The organism is Lysinibacillus sp. TE18511 (genome assembly GCF_054062295.1).
Genome location: NZ_JBSSFD010000010.1, coordinates 101,107 through 116,899, shown reverse-complemented (window position 1 = coordinate 116,899; position 15,793 = coordinate 101,107). Strand labels below are relative to the sequence as shown.

General features: G+C 36.9%; 18 protein-coding genes and 1 riboswitch. Of the genes, 17 read left to right on the top strand and 1 reads right to left on the bottom strand.

The features are described from left to right. Nucleotides 1-120: 120 nt before the first annotated feature. The 11 genes from comGA (at nt 121) to gcvPB (ending at nt 8,850) form a co-directional block, all read left to right on the top strand. Nucleotides 121-1,140, top strand: a complete 1,020-nt coding sequence (gene comGA / locus ACVWXS_RS10210; protein WP_456958108.1) for a competence type IV pilus ATPase ComGA — start codon at nt 121-123, stop codon at nt 1,138-1,140. Continuing rightward, nucleotides 1,118-2,191 (top strand): competence type IV pilus assembly protein ComGB, encoded by a 1,074-nt coding sequence (gene comGB / locus ACVWXS_RS10205; protein WP_456958106.1) that lies wholly within the window; start codon nt 1,118-1,120, stop codon nt 2,189-2,191. The genes comGA and comGB overlap by 23 nt, the downstream gene beginning before the upstream one ends. A gap of 10 nt (nt 2,192-2,201) precedes the next feature. After that, nucleotides 2,202-2,540 carry a competence type IV pilus major pilin ComGC gene (gene comGC, locus ACVWXS_RS10200; RefSeq protein ID WP_068983518.1) on the top strand — a complete coding sequence of 113 codons (339 nt, stop codon included), beginning with the start codon at nt 2,202-2,204 and terminating at the stop codon, nt 2,538-2,540. After that, nucleotides 2,540-2,980: a competence type IV pilus minor pilin ComGD gene (comGD, locus tag ACVWXS_RS10195; RefSeq protein WP_368636820.1), complete on the top strand. Its 441-nt coding sequence runs from the start codon at nt 2,540-2,542 to the stop codon at nt 2,978-2,980. The genes comGC and comGD overlap by 1 nt, the downstream gene beginning before the upstream one ends. Next, nucleotides 2,973-3,290 carry a hypothetical protein gene (locus ACVWXS_RS10190; protein ID WP_374966038.1) on the top strand — a complete coding sequence of 106 codons (318 nt, stop codon included), beginning with the start codon at nt 2,973-2,975 and terminating at the stop codon, nt 3,288-3,290. The genes comGD and ACVWXS_RS10190 overlap by 8 nt, the downstream gene beginning before the upstream one ends. Next, nucleotides 3,283-3,708 carry a competence type IV pilus minor pilin ComGF gene (gene comGF / locus ACVWXS_RS10185; RefSeq protein ID WP_456958144.1) on the top strand — a complete coding sequence of 142 codons (426 nt, stop codon included), beginning with the start codon at nt 3,283-3,285 and terminating at the stop codon, nt 3,706-3,708. Before ACVWXS_RS10190 ends, comGF begins: the two co-directional genes overlap by 8 nt. Then, nucleotides 3,686-3,886 carry a hypothetical protein gene (locus ACVWXS_RS10180; RefSeq protein ID WP_068983514.1) on the top strand — a complete coding sequence of 67 codons (201 nt, stop codon included), beginning with the start codon at nt 3,686-3,688 and terminating at the stop codon, nt 3,884-3,886. Before comGF ends, ACVWXS_RS10180 begins: the two co-directional genes overlap by 23 nt. Nucleotides 3,887-3,905: 19 nt before the next feature. Then, nucleotides 3,906-4,421: a shikimate kinase gene (locus ACVWXS_RS10175; protein WP_456958103.1), complete on the top strand. Its 516-nt coding sequence runs from the start codon at nt 3,906-3,908 to the stop codon at nt 4,419-4,421. A 144-nt stretch (nt 4,422-4,565) separates the two neighbouring features. Continuing rightward, nucleotides 4,566-4,658: riboswitch (glycine riboswitch) on the top strand. Between the two features lie 260 nt (nt 4,659-4,918). Further along, the gene (gcvT, locus tag ACVWXS_RS10170) at nt 4,919-6,022 is read left to right on the top strand and encodes a glycine cleavage system aminomethyltransferase GcvT (RefSeq protein WP_423471098.1); all 1,104 of its coding nucleotides are present in this window, start codon (nt 4,919-4,921) and stop codon (nt 6,020-6,022) included. Nucleotides 6,023-6,047: 25 nt separating this feature from the next. Then, nucleotides 6,048-7,394: an aminomethyl-transferring glycine dehydrogenase subunit GcvPA gene (gcvPA, locus tag ACVWXS_RS10165; RefSeq protein ID WP_456958100.1), complete on the top strand. Its 1,347-nt coding sequence runs from the start codon at nt 6,048-6,050 to the stop codon at nt 7,392-7,394. Next, nucleotides 7,387-8,850, top strand: coding sequence for an aminomethyl-transferring glycine dehydrogenase subunit GcvPB (gene gcvPB, locus ACVWXS_RS10160; protein WP_402991124.1), 1,464 nt, complete (start codon nt 7,387-7,389; stop codon nt 8,848-8,850). The genes gcvPA and gcvPB overlap by 8 nt, the downstream gene beginning before the upstream one ends. 61 nt (nt 8,851-8,911) lie before the next feature. Here gcvPB and ACVWXS_RS10155 read toward each other — a convergent pair whose 3' ends face one another. Beyond that, nucleotides 8,912-9,664: a hypothetical protein gene (locus ACVWXS_RS10155; RefSeq protein WP_456958098.1), complete on the bottom strand. Its 753-nt coding sequence runs from the start codon at nt 9,662-9,664 to the stop codon at nt 8,912-8,914. A gap of 233 nt (nt 9,665-9,897) precedes the next feature. Here ACVWXS_RS10155 and ACVWXS_RS10150 point away from each other — a divergent pair, with 233 nt between their 5' ends. The 6 genes from ACVWXS_RS10150 (at nt 9,898) to ACVWXS_RS10125 (ending at nt 15,787) form a co-directional block, all read left to right on the top strand. Then, nucleotides 9,898-10,821, top strand: coding sequence for a serine/threonine protein kinase (locus tag ACVWXS_RS10150; RefSeq protein WP_456958096.1), 924 nt, complete (start codon nt 9,898-9,900; stop codon nt 10,819-10,821). Between the two features lie 444 nt (nt 10,822-11,265). After that, on the top strand, nt 11,266-13,434 hold the full coding sequence (locus tag ACVWXS_RS10145; RefSeq protein WP_427520073.1) for a transcriptional regulator: 2,169 nt from the start codon (nt 11,266-11,268) through the stop codon (nt 13,432-13,434). Nucleotides 13,435-13,657: 223 nt separating this feature from the next. Continuing rightward, nucleotides 13,658-14,083 (top strand): membrane-associated protease 1, encoded by a 426-nt coding sequence (locus tag ACVWXS_RS10140; protein WP_368636830.1) that lies wholly within the window; start codon nt 13,658-13,660, stop codon nt 14,081-14,083. Between the two features lie 92 nt (nt 14,084-14,175). After that, entirely contained in the window at nt 14,176-14,610 is a 435-nt protein-coding gene (locus tag ACVWXS_RS10135) for a J domain-containing protein (RefSeq protein WP_368636831.1), read from the top strand. Between the two features lie 36 nt (nt 14,611-14,646). Then, entirely contained in the window at nt 14,647-15,222 is a 576-nt protein-coding gene (locus tag ACVWXS_RS10130) for an FHA domain-containing protein (protein ID WP_423489757.1), read from the top strand. Nucleotides 15,223-15,262: 40 nt separating this feature from the next. Beyond that, complete coding sequence (locus ACVWXS_RS10125; RefSeq protein WP_223556189.1) at nt 15,263-15,787, top strand: FHA domain-containing protein; 525 nt, start codon at nt 15,263-15,265, stop codon at nt 15,785-15,787. The last annotated feature ends 6 nt before the right edge of the window (nt 15,788-15,793 follow it).

Below are 15,793 nucleotides of genomic sequence, written 5' to 3'. Positions count from 1 at the left end.
GAATTCTATAGTAAATTTTTATTTTAAGAAAAGGGCTTTTCTCGTGGCAGTTTCGTATCTATACTAGGAAATAACGAATAGAGCGGTCATATTCGAATGAACTAGAAGAGGGGTGCGAATATGCAGAATTTTGAAACGGTTGTTGAACAAAAATGCGAGCAACTTTTACTAAAGGCCTATAACTTTGGTGCATCAGATATATTATTAGTTCCGGAAAGTGTACATTATCGTATTTATTTTCGAAAATATGATCGGTTACTCCAAGCAGGTGAGTTACCGCACGATCTTGCGGAACGAATGATTTCCTTCTATAAATTTTTAGCGGCATTAGATATTAGCGAGCGTCGTAAACCCCAAAGTGGCGCCTTCCATAAAGCTATGGAACAAGATCAATATGCCTTCCGTGTCTCTACACTTCCTTCAGTATTTTTAAAAGAAAGTCTAATTATCCGACTTCTTTTGCAAAATCATACTTTCCCACTTACTTCCCTATCTTATTCCAAGCATGCAGCAGAGATGTTAATGGAACTAGTGAAACACCGACAAGGGCTATTATGTTTCACTGGTGCAACAGGCTCTGGTAAGTCAACCTCCTTGTATTCTTTGATCCATTATTGTTCTTCAGAGTTAAATAGACACGTCATTTCATTAGAGGATCCTGTAGAAAATAATCAGGCTAATCTACTTCAGATTCAGGTGAACGAACGAGCAGGTGTTACATATGCGACAGGCTTAAAGGCTATTTTACGCCACTCACCTGACATTATTATGATTGGAGAAATACGTGATAAAGAGACAGCGAAAATCGCAATCGAGGCTTCTTTAACAGGTCATTTAGTGGTAACGACGATTCATGCCAAGGATTCAGTCAATTGCCTTTATCGATTCATTGACTTAGGTGTTTCAGTAGAAGAACTTCGTCAAACTGTGGTAGGTGTTGTTGCTCAAACACTTTTCCAATCGCCAATTAACCAGGAAGAACGCCGTGCATTGTTTGAAATATTAAGCAATGCTCATCTTCAAATGGCCTTTAAGGCAATTATGCAAAAAACTAGCTTTGAGCTACCGCATGATGTAACGCTTACAGGTCAAAGAGAATTAATCGAGAGCCAGAACTATGCGAATACAAAAGTTTATTGAGAGAATTCGTTTTGAATATAAAAAGGCGACAATTTGGCAAGTAAAGGAACAAGCCCGTTTTTTTAGTCGATTAAGCGTGCTAATGCAGGAAGGCTATTTATTCCCGCAAGCTATTTCTATTCTATTGCCCCATCATATTAAAGCACATGAAGAAATACAAAAGCTAATTAATGAAAAGCTGAGGCAAGGAGTCGGTGTTTTGGGAGTTCTTGAAGCGTTGCATATTTCAAAGCAGCATTTAGTGGCTATTACAGTTGCAGAAAACAATGGCCATATGATTGAGACGCTAAAAGGTGTGGCTAAGCAAATGGCTTTGAGTGAGGCCGCGAAGAAAAAATTAATGAAGCTACTCTTGTATCCAATGGTACTCATTCTATTTTTGTTGCTGTTGTTTTTAGTATTTCGCACCGTATTTTTTCCTAATATAGAAAAAATGGTGGCAAGTCGAACTACCGGCACAGGGGAGACAAGCGTTGCTTTGTCAAAAATACTGTTACATTTTCCTGATGCTCTAATTGTCGTAGTGTTAGCAGTAATTTGTAGCATTTTGATATTTCAGCTTTATCTCAAACGACAACCAATTGCTCACCGGCTAATTATGATTCTAAAAACCCCATTTATTCGGATTTGGGTACGAATATCTTTGACGAGACAATTTGCTGCGTATTTAGGAAGTCTGCTACAAAGTGGATTTTCTTTACAGGCAAGTCTACAAATTTTAGAGGAGCAGCGACTTCAACCATTTCTCCAATATCTGGCTCGATGTATAAAGGAGCGTGTTGTTTTTGGTGATACGTTAACACAAGCTGTAAATTTGATGACAGTTTGGCAGAAGGATTTCTCGACATTTGTTGAGCATGGAGAAAAGAGTGGCTATTTAGGGAAAGAGCTTGTATTGTATAGCGAATTATTGACAGAAAAGCAGGAGCAGCTATTGCATAAAATCCTTGCGTTTGTGCAGCCGAGCTTTTTTATCATTATTGCAATGTGCATAGTTGCCGCGTATGTCAGTTTATTATTACCAATATATCACATGATTGAATTAGTATAGGAGGATAATAATGAAACGTATAAAGCAGCAAGCCGGATTTACTTTGATCGAAATGCTAATAGTCTTGTTGATTATATCAATATTAATATTAATCACAATTCCAAACGTTACGAAACATTTTGCTACGATCGATGAGAAGGGCTGTAAGGCGTATATTAGCATGGTGCAGGGGCAGGTAGAGGCGTATCGAGTAGATTTTATGGTTTATCCAACAATTGAAGATTTAGTAGCAAAAGGCTATTTAAAGAAAAATGAAACGACCTGTCCTAATAAGGAAGAGATTATGATCACTAATGAAGGGGAAGTACGATTAGCAAAGACCTCTGCTGAAACAGGTTCTGGTGGATAATGGTTGTTATAAAAAGTGAGCGCGGCTTTACGTTTGTTGAAATGCTAATGGTATTGTTTATCGTTATGTGTTTGTCAGTAATTGTCGTAAAGTATTCGTTAAAAGTAGCGGAAAATCGGGAGCTTGAACAGTTTTTTTCACAAATTCAATTAGATATTCAATATATACAAACCTATAGTATGCATCAAAGAGAATATATTTCGATGAAGTTTGAGAGTTCATCAAAAAGATATATCATAAAAAAAGATTTTTATACCGAATTATATGCACGCCCTTTTCCGAAAGGGGTTGAATTCATTCCTGATTCGAGTTCGGTTCACACGATAATATTCAACTACTATGGGAACGTCATGACTCCAGGGTCTATTTATTTTAATACACCCCAGGGCATTAAAAAGGTTGTGATTACGTTAGGGCGAGGGAGATCAAGAGTTGAATGAATCTGGTTATTCATTTGTAGAAACGATTCTATCAGTGGTCATTGTCATGTTTTTATGCACGACATTAATACCGATTAGCTACACTATGAAAACAACTCTTTACAATAAGAAGCTAGAGGTTATAGCAGCTGAAACGGCCTATGAGGGCTTAAAGCACTATCGCTATTTACGGCAAGCGGAAGGCTCTAATACAATCGAAAATGTAGAATATAATTGGGCTTTTGATGGGCAGGGGATATGTGTAAGCTTTCAAAATGCACGAGAATTACGTAAAAAATGCATCCAGCTGACAGGTGAAGTCGATGAATGAGCGGGGCTATACATTATTAGAAGCGTTGTTCCAATTAGTTGTTTTTGTGCTTATTGCTCATCTTGTTGTTTTCATAATGCTTTGGTTCGCAGAAATGAAAACAACGGTACTTTCTGATGAACAATCGAAGTGGGAGCTATTTGCTTATGATTTGAATATGTATTTAGAGGATATTTCATCATTTACGATTCGAAAAGATCGAAAGAGAATAACTTTTCAAACGGCAGATACCATTCATAATATTGATTGTTATAGCAATCTAATTCGTGATCAAGTAAAGGGTGGTCATGTGCCAATGTTAATTGGTATAAATAAATGCCAGTTCAAATATGAAAAAAATATGTTAACGGTATCTGTTGAATTTCCAAGCGGTATCCAAAAGGAGCGGACCTTCTATGTACCAATTATTGAAAAATGACAGAGGGGCTATTTTTTTAATCGCAATTGCATTATTATTTTTTGTAACTACTTTTGTTCTTACGTATTATACGTCTTATGAAATTCAGTTTCGAACATATGAAGGGCTAGAAAAGATGAATGTTCGAGCTACGATAAATTTATTGGGACAAATTTTGTCAGACAGTGTAGAATCGTAGTTATAAGAAGGTGATTCGAATGCGAAAAATATATTTAGTTGGCTTTATGGGCTGCGGGAAAAGTGCGTTAGGAAGACGTTTAAGCTATTTTCTAAAGATGCCATATTATGATATGGATCGTGAAATAGTTAGACAGCAGGGTATGACAATCCCACAAATATTTGAAGAATACGGAGAAGCACGGTTTCGAGAAATAGAAACAGAATTTTTGGAAAATTTTAGAGATGAAGCTTGTATTATTTCAACAGGTGGTGGGGTTGCAGTCAATGCTGAAAATCGAAAAATAATGAGACGCAGCGGACTCGTGTTTTTTTTAGATGCGACATTCGAAGATATTTACAAACGAATACAGCATGATCCAAATAGACCAATCGTACAGAGTTCAACAAAAGAGGAGCTAGAGAATCTGTATCATTACAGAAGAAAGTTCTATCGTGAGGCAGGACATATACAGGTGTTAACAGAGAGTAGGACAATCCGTCAAATTCTTGAGTATTTAGTATTCCAAGTTAAAAGGTTGAAAGGCGAACGATAATATTTTAAATTAAATTTAATGTTCGTGTTTTATTATAATTTAAAAAATGTTTGCCTTTTCAATGCAATTAATGTTAGGATATAGACAAATAAGTAACTAAAAGTTCATTGAATACTAAATAGTACCAAGATTAATCTTGGGCGGATGATTGTGCGGGGAGAGAACGTTGTAGACGTCACCGAAGGAGCAAGTAGCAAAGGTTATGAATCTCTCAGGTAAAAGGACTCGTACAAGACGCAACTCTGGAGAGAGCTGTATTACAACAGCCACCGAAGGAGAAAGCCGGCTGATTGGCATTGTAACAATGCGAGCCAGTCTGGTGTAACTTTCAGGTGCAAGGACAGAGAATCCCGAAAAGGGGTTCGTCTGTCTTTTTTTATGTCAAAATGTTTTGTTTAAGCGTTCAAAATGAATTGGCAGAACATTCATTGTACTAATACAAAAACAGACGAACTACTACCAGTAAAAATGTAACTAACAATAAGGGGGCAAAAAGAATGACGAACGAATTACAACGTACACCTCTATTTGACGCATACGCAAAGTATGGTGGTAAAACAATTGACTTCGGTGGATGGGAATTACCAGTACAATTTTCTTCTATTAAGGAAGAGCATGATGCAGTACGTAATCGTGCAGGTTTATTTGATGTATCACATATGGGTGAAATTTTAGTAACTGGTCCTGATTCTCTAAATTTTTTACAAAATCTTTTGACAAATGATATTTCGAAGATTGCTGTAGGCCAAGCGCAATACAATGCAATGTGCTATGAAGATGGTGGTGTTGTCGATGACTTATTAACATATAAATTAGCCGATCAGCATTATTTATTATGCGTCAATGCTGCAAATATCGAAAAAGATTATGATTGGATGATGGAAAATCAACATCAATTTGATGTCACAATCGACAATCAATCTTCTGCTTATGCACAAATTGCCCTTCAAGGTCCATTAGCAGAAGAGGTACTTCAATCATTAACAGCTACTGATGTAAGTGCCATTAAATACTTCCGTTTCCAAGCAGATGTTGAAGTTGCTGGTCATAAAGCATTAGTCTCTCGTAGTGGTTACACAGGAGAAGATGGTTTTGAATTATACGGCTCTCCAGAAGATATTAAAGCGTTATGGGATAAAATCTTAGAAGCTGGAAAAGACAAAGGCGTTGTGCCAGCAGGTTTAGGATGCCGTGATACACTTCGTTTTGAAGCGGGTCTTCCATTATATGGGCAAGAGCTATCAGCGACAATTTCACCTCTTGAGGCGGGTATTGGCTTTGCTGTGAAATTAAATAAAGAAGACTTTCTTGGTCATGATGCATTAGTGACACAAAAAGAGAATGGACTGTCACGTAAAATTGTGGGCATTGAAATGATCGATAAAGGAATTCCTCGACATGGCTATAAAGTATTTAAGGACGGTAAGGAAATCGGTGAAGTGACAACAGGTACTCAACTTCCTTCTTCTAAACGTAATGTTGGTAACGCATTAATTGACAGCCAATTCGCAACTATCGGAACTGAATTAGAAATCGAAATTCGTGGTAAGCACTTAAAGGTAGTGACAGTAGAAACACCGTTTTACAAGCGTTCAAAATAATATTTGAAAAGAGGGAGCTACATTTATGAAACATCGTTATTTACCTATGACGGAGCAAGATAAACAAGAAATGTTAGACGTAATTGGTGTATCTTCAGTTGATGAGTTATTTGAGGATATTCCAGAAAAAGTACGTTTTAAAGGCCTATATGATATTAAAGATGCAAAATCAGAGTCAGCTTTATTAAAAGAATTATCGGCACTTGCTGCGAAAAATAAGGATACAAATGCTAACGTATCGTTTTTAGGTGCAGGCGTATACAATCACTATAAGCCAATTATCGTGGACCATGTTATTTCTCGTTCAGAGTTCTACACAGCGTATACTCCGTATCAACCAGAAATTTCGCAAGGGGAATTACAAGCAATTTTTGAATTCCAAACGATGATTGCTGAGCTTACAGGTATGGATCTAGCAAACTCTTCTATGTATGATGGGGGAACAGCACTAGCTGAGGCAGGCATGCTTGCAGCTGGACATACACGCCGTAAGAAAATTTTAGTATCTGAAACGGTTCACCCTGAGTATCGAGATGTCGTTGCTACATATGCATACGGCCAAACTATTGAAATTGTTACAGTTCCTCATAAAGATGGTGTGACAGATGTAGAAGCTTTAAAAGAACTAATCGATGATAATACAGCAGCTGTGATTACACAATATCCAAACTTCTTCGGTCAAATAGAGGACCTGCAAGTAATTGGCGATATTACACATGAGGCAAAAAGTTTATTTGTCGTATCTTCAAACCCGCTTGCACTAGGTATTTTAACACCTCCTGGTAAGCTAGGTGCTGATATTTGTGTAGGAGATGCACAGGTCTTTGGTATTGCTGAAGCATTCGGTGGTCCACACTGTGGTTACTTTGCCGTAACAACTAAGCTTATGCGTAAAGTTCCAGGCCGTCTTATTGGTGAAACAGTGGACGGAGAAGGTCGTCGTGGTTATGTATTAACATTACAAGCACGTGAACAGCATATCCGTCGTGATAAAGCAACTTCTAATATTTGTTCTAACCAAGCGCTTCTTGCACTTGCAGCATCTGTAGCAATGACTGCTCTAGGTAAACAAGGTGTTCGTGAAATGGCTACCCAAAATATTGCGAAAACACGCTATGCTAAAAATGCTTTTGAAGCGGCAGGCTTTACAGTTGCATTCCAAGGTGCACACTTTAACGAAATCGTTGTGAAAACAAATAAATGTGTGAAAGAAATCAATAAAGGCTTAATTGAAAAAGGTATCATCGGTGGATATCCTTTAGGTCAAACATATGACTCTCTTAAAAATCACGTTCTAATCGCAGTAACAGAATTACGCACGAAGGAAGAAATTGATGCACTTGTTGCAGAAATGGGGGCTCTTAATGCATAACGAAAATCAATCACTCATTTTTGAAATTTCCAAAGAAGGTCGCGTAGGCTATAGCTTAGAAGCACTTGATGTACCAGAGGTTGATCTAGCAGATTTACTTCCTGCGAACTTAGTACGTGCGGAAGCGGCAGAATTACCAGAGGTTTCTGAGCTTGATATTATGCGTCACTATACAGCACTTTCTCGTCGAAACCACGGTGTAGACTCTGGTTTCTACCCACTTGGCTCTTGTACGATGAAATATAATCCGAAAATTAACGAGGCTGTTGCACGACTTTCAGGCTTTGCTAATGTTCACCCATTACAGGATGAATCAACGACTCAAGGCGCAATGGAGCTTCTTTACGAACTACAAACGTCATTAGTTGAAATTACAGGTATGGATGAAGTGACATTACAACCTGCAGCAGGTGCGCATGGCGAATGGACTGCATTAATGATGATCCGTGCATTCCATGAAGCGAATGGTGAAGGTCACCGTAATAAAGTGATTGTTCCTGACTCTGCTCACGGTACAAACCCAGCATCGGCAACAGTTGCAGGCTTTGAAACTATCACTGTAAAATCAGATGAAAATGGTTTAGTAGATATTGAAGATTTACGTAAAGTAGTTGGTTCTGACACAGCGGCATTAATGCTGACAAATCCAAATACACTTGGTCTATTTGAAGAAAACATTATCGAAATGGCAGAGCTAATTCACTCTGTTGGCGGTAAAGTATACTATGATGGAGCAAACTTAAACGCAGTTATGAGTAAAGCTCGTCCTGGTGATATGGGCTTTGACTGCGTACACTTAAATCTACACAAAACATTTACTGGTCCTCACGGTGGCGGTGGCCCAGGTTCAGGTCCAGTTGGTGTAAAAGCGGATTTAATTCCATTCCTTCCAAAACCAGTTTTAGTAAGAACAGAAGAAGGAACATACCACTTCGATTACGAACGTCCACAATCAATCGGACGTGTTAAACCTTATTATGGTAACTTTGGTATCAACGTACGTGCATATACGTATATCCGTACAATGGGTCCAGATGGCTTAAAAGCTGTAACAGAATACGCAGTACTAAACGCGAACTATATGATGCGTCGCCTAGAGCCATTCTATGATCTACCATATAACCGTCATTGTAAGCATGAATTTGTATTATCAGGTCGTCGTCAAAAGAAACTTGGCGTTCGTACTTTAGATATTGCAAAACGTCTGTTGGACTTTGGCTACCATCCACCAACAACTTACTTCCCATTAAATGTGGAAGAGGCGTTAATGATTGAGCCAACAGAAACAGAATCTAAAGAAACGTTAGATGCATTCTGTGATGTGATGATTCAAATTGCAAAAGAAGCAGAAGAAAATCCATCAATCGTTCAAGAAGCACCACATACAACAGTCGTGTCTCGCCTAGACGAAACACGCGCTGCTCGTACACCAGTGCTACGCTATCAAAAAGCATAATTAATAGAATTAAGACGTCCGATAAGTATTTTAGTACTTATTGGACGTCTTTTTTTTATTTTTAAAAGGGAGAGAGGCTGATAGCAAAAGTAAGGCGACGGAAAGAAGGCAGAGCGACGGAAAGAAAGAGCAGAGTGACGGAAAGAAAAGGCGGAGAGACGGAAAGAAAGGGCAAAGCGACGGAAAGAAAGCAGAGCGACGGAAAGAAAGAGCAGAGCGACGGAAAGAAAGAGCAAAGCGACGGAAAGAAAGGGCAGAGTGACGGATAGAAAGCAGAGCGACGGAAAGAAAGAGCAGAGTGACGGAAAGAAAAGGCGGAGAGACGGAAAGAAAGGGCAAAGCGACGGATAGAAAGCAAAGCGACGGAAAGAAAGAGCAGAGCGACGGAAAGAAAAGGCGGAGTGACGGAAAGTAAGAGCAGAGCGACGGAAAGAAAAGGCGGAGTGACGGAAAGAAAGGGCAAAGCGACGGAAAGAAAAGGCGGAGCGACGGAAAGAAAGAGCAGAGCGACGGAAAGAAAGAGCAGAGCGACGGAAAGAAAGAGCAGAGCGACGGAAAGAAGGCAGAGCGACGGAAAGAAAGAGCAGAGCGACGGAAAGAAAATGCGGAGTGACGGAAAGAAAGAGCAAAGCGACGGATAGAAAGCAAAGCGACGGAAAGAAAGGGCAGAGTGACGGATAGAAAGCAGAGCGACGGAAAGAAAGAGCAGAGCGACGGAAAGAAAGAGCAAAGCGACGGAAAGAAAAGGCAGAGCGACGGAAAGAAAGAGCAGAGTGACGGAAAGAAAGAGCAGAGCGACGAATAGAACGTTCATAAATAAAGAGTAGGAGTCACCGGATTACTTCAGGAGGTTTCGCATTGTGTCAATCCCAGTATCTAATGTAGAACCGAACTGTTAAAAGATCACTATTTAATATAAAAGTATATATTGATATAATTACATTAATTTGTATTTTAATTAAAATAATTACATATATTTTTACTTATTTTGTCACGAATTGTACATGATTTACGACGAAATATCATGAAAGGGATGGTAGATTGAAGATGCAAACGATCCAAGTTGAGTTGAGTTTACCGACAAACAGTGTTTTAAATGATACATATAAAATTCAAAAAGTTATGGCTACTAGTAAATTATCCATCGTCTATATTGCCGAAAATAACAATGGTGGGGACAAGGTAATTATTAAAGAGTTTTTTCCACACGATATCGCTTTACGGGATTTAGATAATAAGACTGTAGTTAACCGTTTACCTTCAACGAAGCAGAAATTTAAAGAATTAAAAGAGATTTTTCAGAATGAAGCGCTCATTATGCAGCAAATCGATCATCGCAATATCGTCAAATATATCGAATATTTTGAGGAGAATGAATCGATTTATATAGTAATGGATTATTATGAAGGGATGTTATTAGATCAGTATTTAAATAAGTTTCAAATTCATGAAAGAGATCATTTATATGCGGATATATTTCTCCCTTTAATGAAAGCTTTGTGCTATTTACATAAAAAAGGCATACTCCATCGTGACATTAAACCAAGTAATATTATGATAGATTCAGAGGGTAATCCATATTTACTAGATTTTGGTTCAGCGATTTTTTATAAAACTGCTGAAAATTATCAAATTTTTACAAGTTCGGGCTATTCTCCTCTTGAACAATATTCCTATAAATCAGAGCAGGGTGTTTATACAGATATCTATAGTTTAGCTGCAACATTTTATTTTTCACTAACAAATGTAATTCCAATGGATATATCCCAGCGACTAATCGAGGATAGGATTGAGAATGTCAGATATTATAATAAAAAAGTGAGTATTCTGTTGTCACAAACCATTATGTGGGGGTTATCTGTGCATGCGAAAAGAAGATGCCCTTCACTTAAATATATGGAGTTGATAATTTCTTTGGAACATAATATCAACAGGATAAGGACCTATTTAAAGGTAAATAATTCTAAATGACCAATTATTTCACAAATTTGATGCTATATTATCATTTTACAAAAATAAATAAGTACTTACCGAACAGCTTATGGACTAGAATTAACAACGCCATAAGCTGTTTTTATAATAAAAAATAAAGATTTAAGAATATTTTTTGTATAAAATATCATAAAATTAACTTCATCTAATTTTTACTAAACATGAAACAATATTCTTGTTTTACAGAATATTCTATTGCAAATATTGACAGTAAAATTAGATATTGTATATAGTTACTTTGTGATACATATTATCATCGGTGATGTGGTGTTAAATAGTAGTGAATCATGTATGTTTATTAATCTGCTGAATAATAACTGAAGATTCACTTTTTAAATTTAATTAACCAACTCACTAATGATTATGCTTACTCGAAATTCGTTATAAAAGGAGGGATGGCTGTATAATCATACGGCCGACTGAATGGAGATTATTAGTCAAACAAACAGAACCATGCTCTTTGAGGAAATTAATCCGGAAAAAATGGATTTAATCACGCTTGTTGGAGATGTCAAAGGGATTGACAGTCTTAGTGATGAAAAGATTAAAGAAATCAATCAATATCTACTTGTCAAAAGCTTCGACGAATTTTTAGATAAGTTTTCTCCAACGGTTTACTCATTCTACAATGCTGCTAACCAAAAGGTAATGTATACACTTAAAAAACCTGAGGGAATTCAAGACGACTGTATTTCTGAAATAGCCATTGATCAAAATAATGATTTTTTAAAGATGCTATTCACCCTCATTGATACGAAAAGAAGTCAGGGCATTGCGAATGTAGATTTTAAATTTGAAAATCTGCTCGATATGATATCTCCTAAAAAGGTTATGGACGACATTCGACAAGTCCGAAAAGAAATCCATTACCTATATGGTGAATATGACAAATTAGATGACGGCGATCCAAAAAAATTGGATACAGGGGACAAGCTAAACCTGATGTTTGAAGTAGCAAGTAGAAATTACAACAATGTCATGGCGATGCTTCCATTAGCGATCGAAGATATTAAAACAAGATTATTGTTGGGCGTTAATCAGGATGAAGATGAGTCCGAAAAATTACAAATTGGCACACTTTCTATTGGTGACAATGGTGAATTAAAAATCATCGAGGCACCACAAAATAATAGCTCTGAACTGATGGTTATTGAAGAAAATAGTAACTATGGTTTAAGCACAGTTTTTGAAGAGGACTACGAGGCGATTACAGAATCACCATCCTCTTATGTCAAAGATTTAGTCGTAAGAACGTTCTCTCCATTGCCAGCTGTGAAGGCTGAATTTGATGTAGAAACTGAGGTACAAAACTACAATACCTACTTAGAATTCTATAAGAATGCTAAGGATGAATTTGTAAAAACAGTGAAGCCATTAGTGGAAAAACTATTAGGCGTAAAAATGTACTTTGATCAGTATGCGACTAAAAACAAAGGTATGCAGCCATCGTTACTTGTAACAAACACGAAGTTAGATATGCTCGTTAAAAGTAATAACGTACCACGATTACGTACGTATTTAAACACTGTTAACTCCAAAAATGACTTTACAGATACAGTTTGGTACGGGATTGTCCCTGCCCTAGAACTAGAGGCATCTGGAAAAATGAAAGTTAGCAGATCTAGATTTAAAGGGAACGATAAAGTTGCTAAGCAAGAAGGAAATACAATGGAATCGTTATCTATTCTTCTAGATACAGTGAAAGATTATAAGATTCAAATCTTCTTCAACTTCATGGCAGAAGAAGAAACAACATTCAATGGCATTGCAACAGCAGGTATTGATCGACTGATCGATAAATGCTCAGTGCTTGTTCGAAAAGACTATAGTGAGTTCGCAATACCATGTCTACCGAACTTCACCATTATTCCAAAAGATAAATCAGGTGTAATCATTGATACAAGAATGCAAACAACAGAAAATGGTGCGCGACTGTCTAAAGAAAAAGAGGATATCTTAAAGCTTTGGATAGAGGGCGTCTATGTTGGTGCAAGTTATGTAGCTGCAGGTATCGTCTCAGCTTATCAATGTCCAGAATATTTGAAAGAATCATTCAGAAGTGTTCAGAGAAATTACCCTGGTGTGCGATTCGATATTGAAGCCGGAGATAACTCACTTAGAGCCGTTACAACAATGGCAAAAGAAATCTCAGGGTTTACTAATAATATTAAAGATGCTATTAACAGCAGAAGCTTTGGCTTTGTATTCTCTTCAGAAAATGCTCAGCTTCAAGATAAGGATATTAAACGTATTACCGTGTATAAAGCAAGAAGCTTAGCGATGGAAGAAGATGGGTTTGATTCAATCTACAAAACACAAGTTAGTACGTATATTGAGAGAATTCTACGATTCCAATCAGGTGACTTTAAGCACGAAAATATCGTTCGATTCTTTAGTAATAATCCAAGTAGTCAAAAAAGCAAGTGGCTTAATGATAAAGGCTTTGTAAACTCCATTATTCATGATGGAGACGATATCGGCTTCTTTATCGATGAAAAAACAAGCCTATGCCAAATTGACCTAGTGTTCAACGGTAATGTGAAGAACCTAGAAGTTATGATTACAAAGGCATCAAGCGCTGTTAAGGCCTAACAAGTTTAAACATACAATGATCAACTTTTTAAGTAGGATGTTTAAGATTTATTCATAAATCTTTTAACATAAATATGAATCTACCATAAATTGCAAGATGAAATGAATACATATTTCTCAATGCTTTATGCATTTGCATTAGGCTTGAGAAATTGAAAACATTATAAATTTCATCTACAGCAGTTTAACGAGTCGATTCTACAAATTTTAGGAGGTAATAAGAATGGGTTTTGTATTAAAAGTAGAAGGATCAGAAGCAATTGAACTAGGGTTAGATAGCATTATATCTGTTGAGTATGATACAGATACTCCAAATGACTCTAACGCACGTTCTACAGATGTAGGAGCAACATTAAAAATTAGAGGTAAAATCCTTACTGCAACTGATGGTGACAATTCTGATGATACGATGAAATTAGGATTATGGTCATTAGTACCAGCTGAAAAGGCTGACTGCTACCGTAAAGTAACATTAGAAGTTATTTCTGCTGATCAAGTAGTAAGAAAAATTCATTTCCCAAATGCCTTTGTTGTTGACTACACAGAAAAATTTGGTGACACAGAAGGTATCGGTGAATTCTACTTATACGTTAAGCAAAAGAAAGACAAAACAGACTTGGCGAAAATCGAAGGCGGCTACGCTGTCTAAGATTGCTGCTTGATAGACATTCCACATTATCTAAGGGGCTTTTATAGCTCCTTAGATAATTTTGAATAATCCTAATACTGGGGATGAAAAACATGAAAACACATTATGAAACTTTAGGTGTTAGTAGAGACGCCACATACGATCAAATAAAACTCGCTTATCGAAAGCTATCAAAAAAACATCATCCAGATGTGAGCGGTGGAAACAAAGAATCTGAAAAGATTTTTTTAGAAGTGACAGAGGCATACAAAGTACTGAAGGATCAGGCTTCAAGAGAGGCATACGACGCGCGACTAGATGGAGTGGGTCAAAGTTGGAGTAGAGGACAGACAAATGAAAAACAATCTTCACGCCAACAGTCTACTGAAAAAAAGCCAGATTTTAATATGGACAATATTGAAAAGAACTTTGAGCATTTTTTTGGCTTTAATCCTAAAACAAAGGAAACGTCATCAACCCTTAACAAGAATACAAAGAAGAATCCGATAGATACAACGGATTTATTTGAACGATTTTTTAACAAGTAATATAAAGCCATAGCAAGTATGAAGGAGTGTGATATCATGTATGACCAAAATTCAATGGATGTATACAGTGAAAACACAAATAAACAAATGATTATAAAAATTATCGATATCATTATTGTTACAATTGCCTTCTTTTTTATTCTATATGTATTTGTCATGAATCAGGATGCTCTGTTGAAAACGATTATTGGAACAGTAATGGTCATACTCGCTATTATTTTTGGCTCTATTAAATATGAAAAAAGAGTAACAAAAAACGATGTGACCATAGCGGACATTCAAAAGCTAGTTCTCCTTAATGATCGGGGAGTGGAAATCGAGGAATGGGCGATAGATGACCAATCTTCATTATTAATTGGAAAAAGTTCAACTGACAATAAGGCAGACATCGACTTAAGTGGTACAGAATATGAATCACTCATCAATTATGAGCATGCCGTATTAAATTGTGTATCTGGAGTATGGTACATAGAGGACATTGATTCTGTCAATGGTGTTGGTATTAAAAAAGCTCATAAGCGCGTTAAAAATAGGTTAAAGCACGAGAGTCCTTACCCAATAGGTAATGGAGATACGATATACATAGCAAATACACGAATTTTAGTGAAATAGAGAAAAATAAAATTCGTAACATAGACGGGGGATAGCGAAAATGAGTTTGATTAGATGTACAAATGGTCACATGTTTAGTTCAAGAAGACATAGAAATGTTTGTCCGTATTGCAATGTAATGGTGGAACAGGAGCAAAGATCAAGCGGTCAGCAAACAACAGTAGATGTTGATGATAAGACAATGCCATATCTCGGAGAAATGGATGGAATCGATCCGGTAACGGGATGGTTAGTTTGTATAGAAGGACCTCAGATGGGGCGAGACTATCGAATTTTATCGGAAAAGAACTTTATAGGTAGAGCTGAAGATATGCATATTCGTATTGTTGGAGATAATTCAATTTCTAAGCGTAACCATGCTGTCATCGTTTATGATCCTAAAAAAAGGAATTTCTATTTACTTCCTGGAGATGCATCGGGATTAGCCTATCTTAACAATGAAGCAATTTATACACCAACAGAGTTAGCGGCATATGATGTAATCCAATTAGGTGGAAGTATGTTTCTTTTCATTCCTTTATGTGGCGTTCACTTTGAATGGGAAAACAACCAGAGCGAGGAATGATGATAA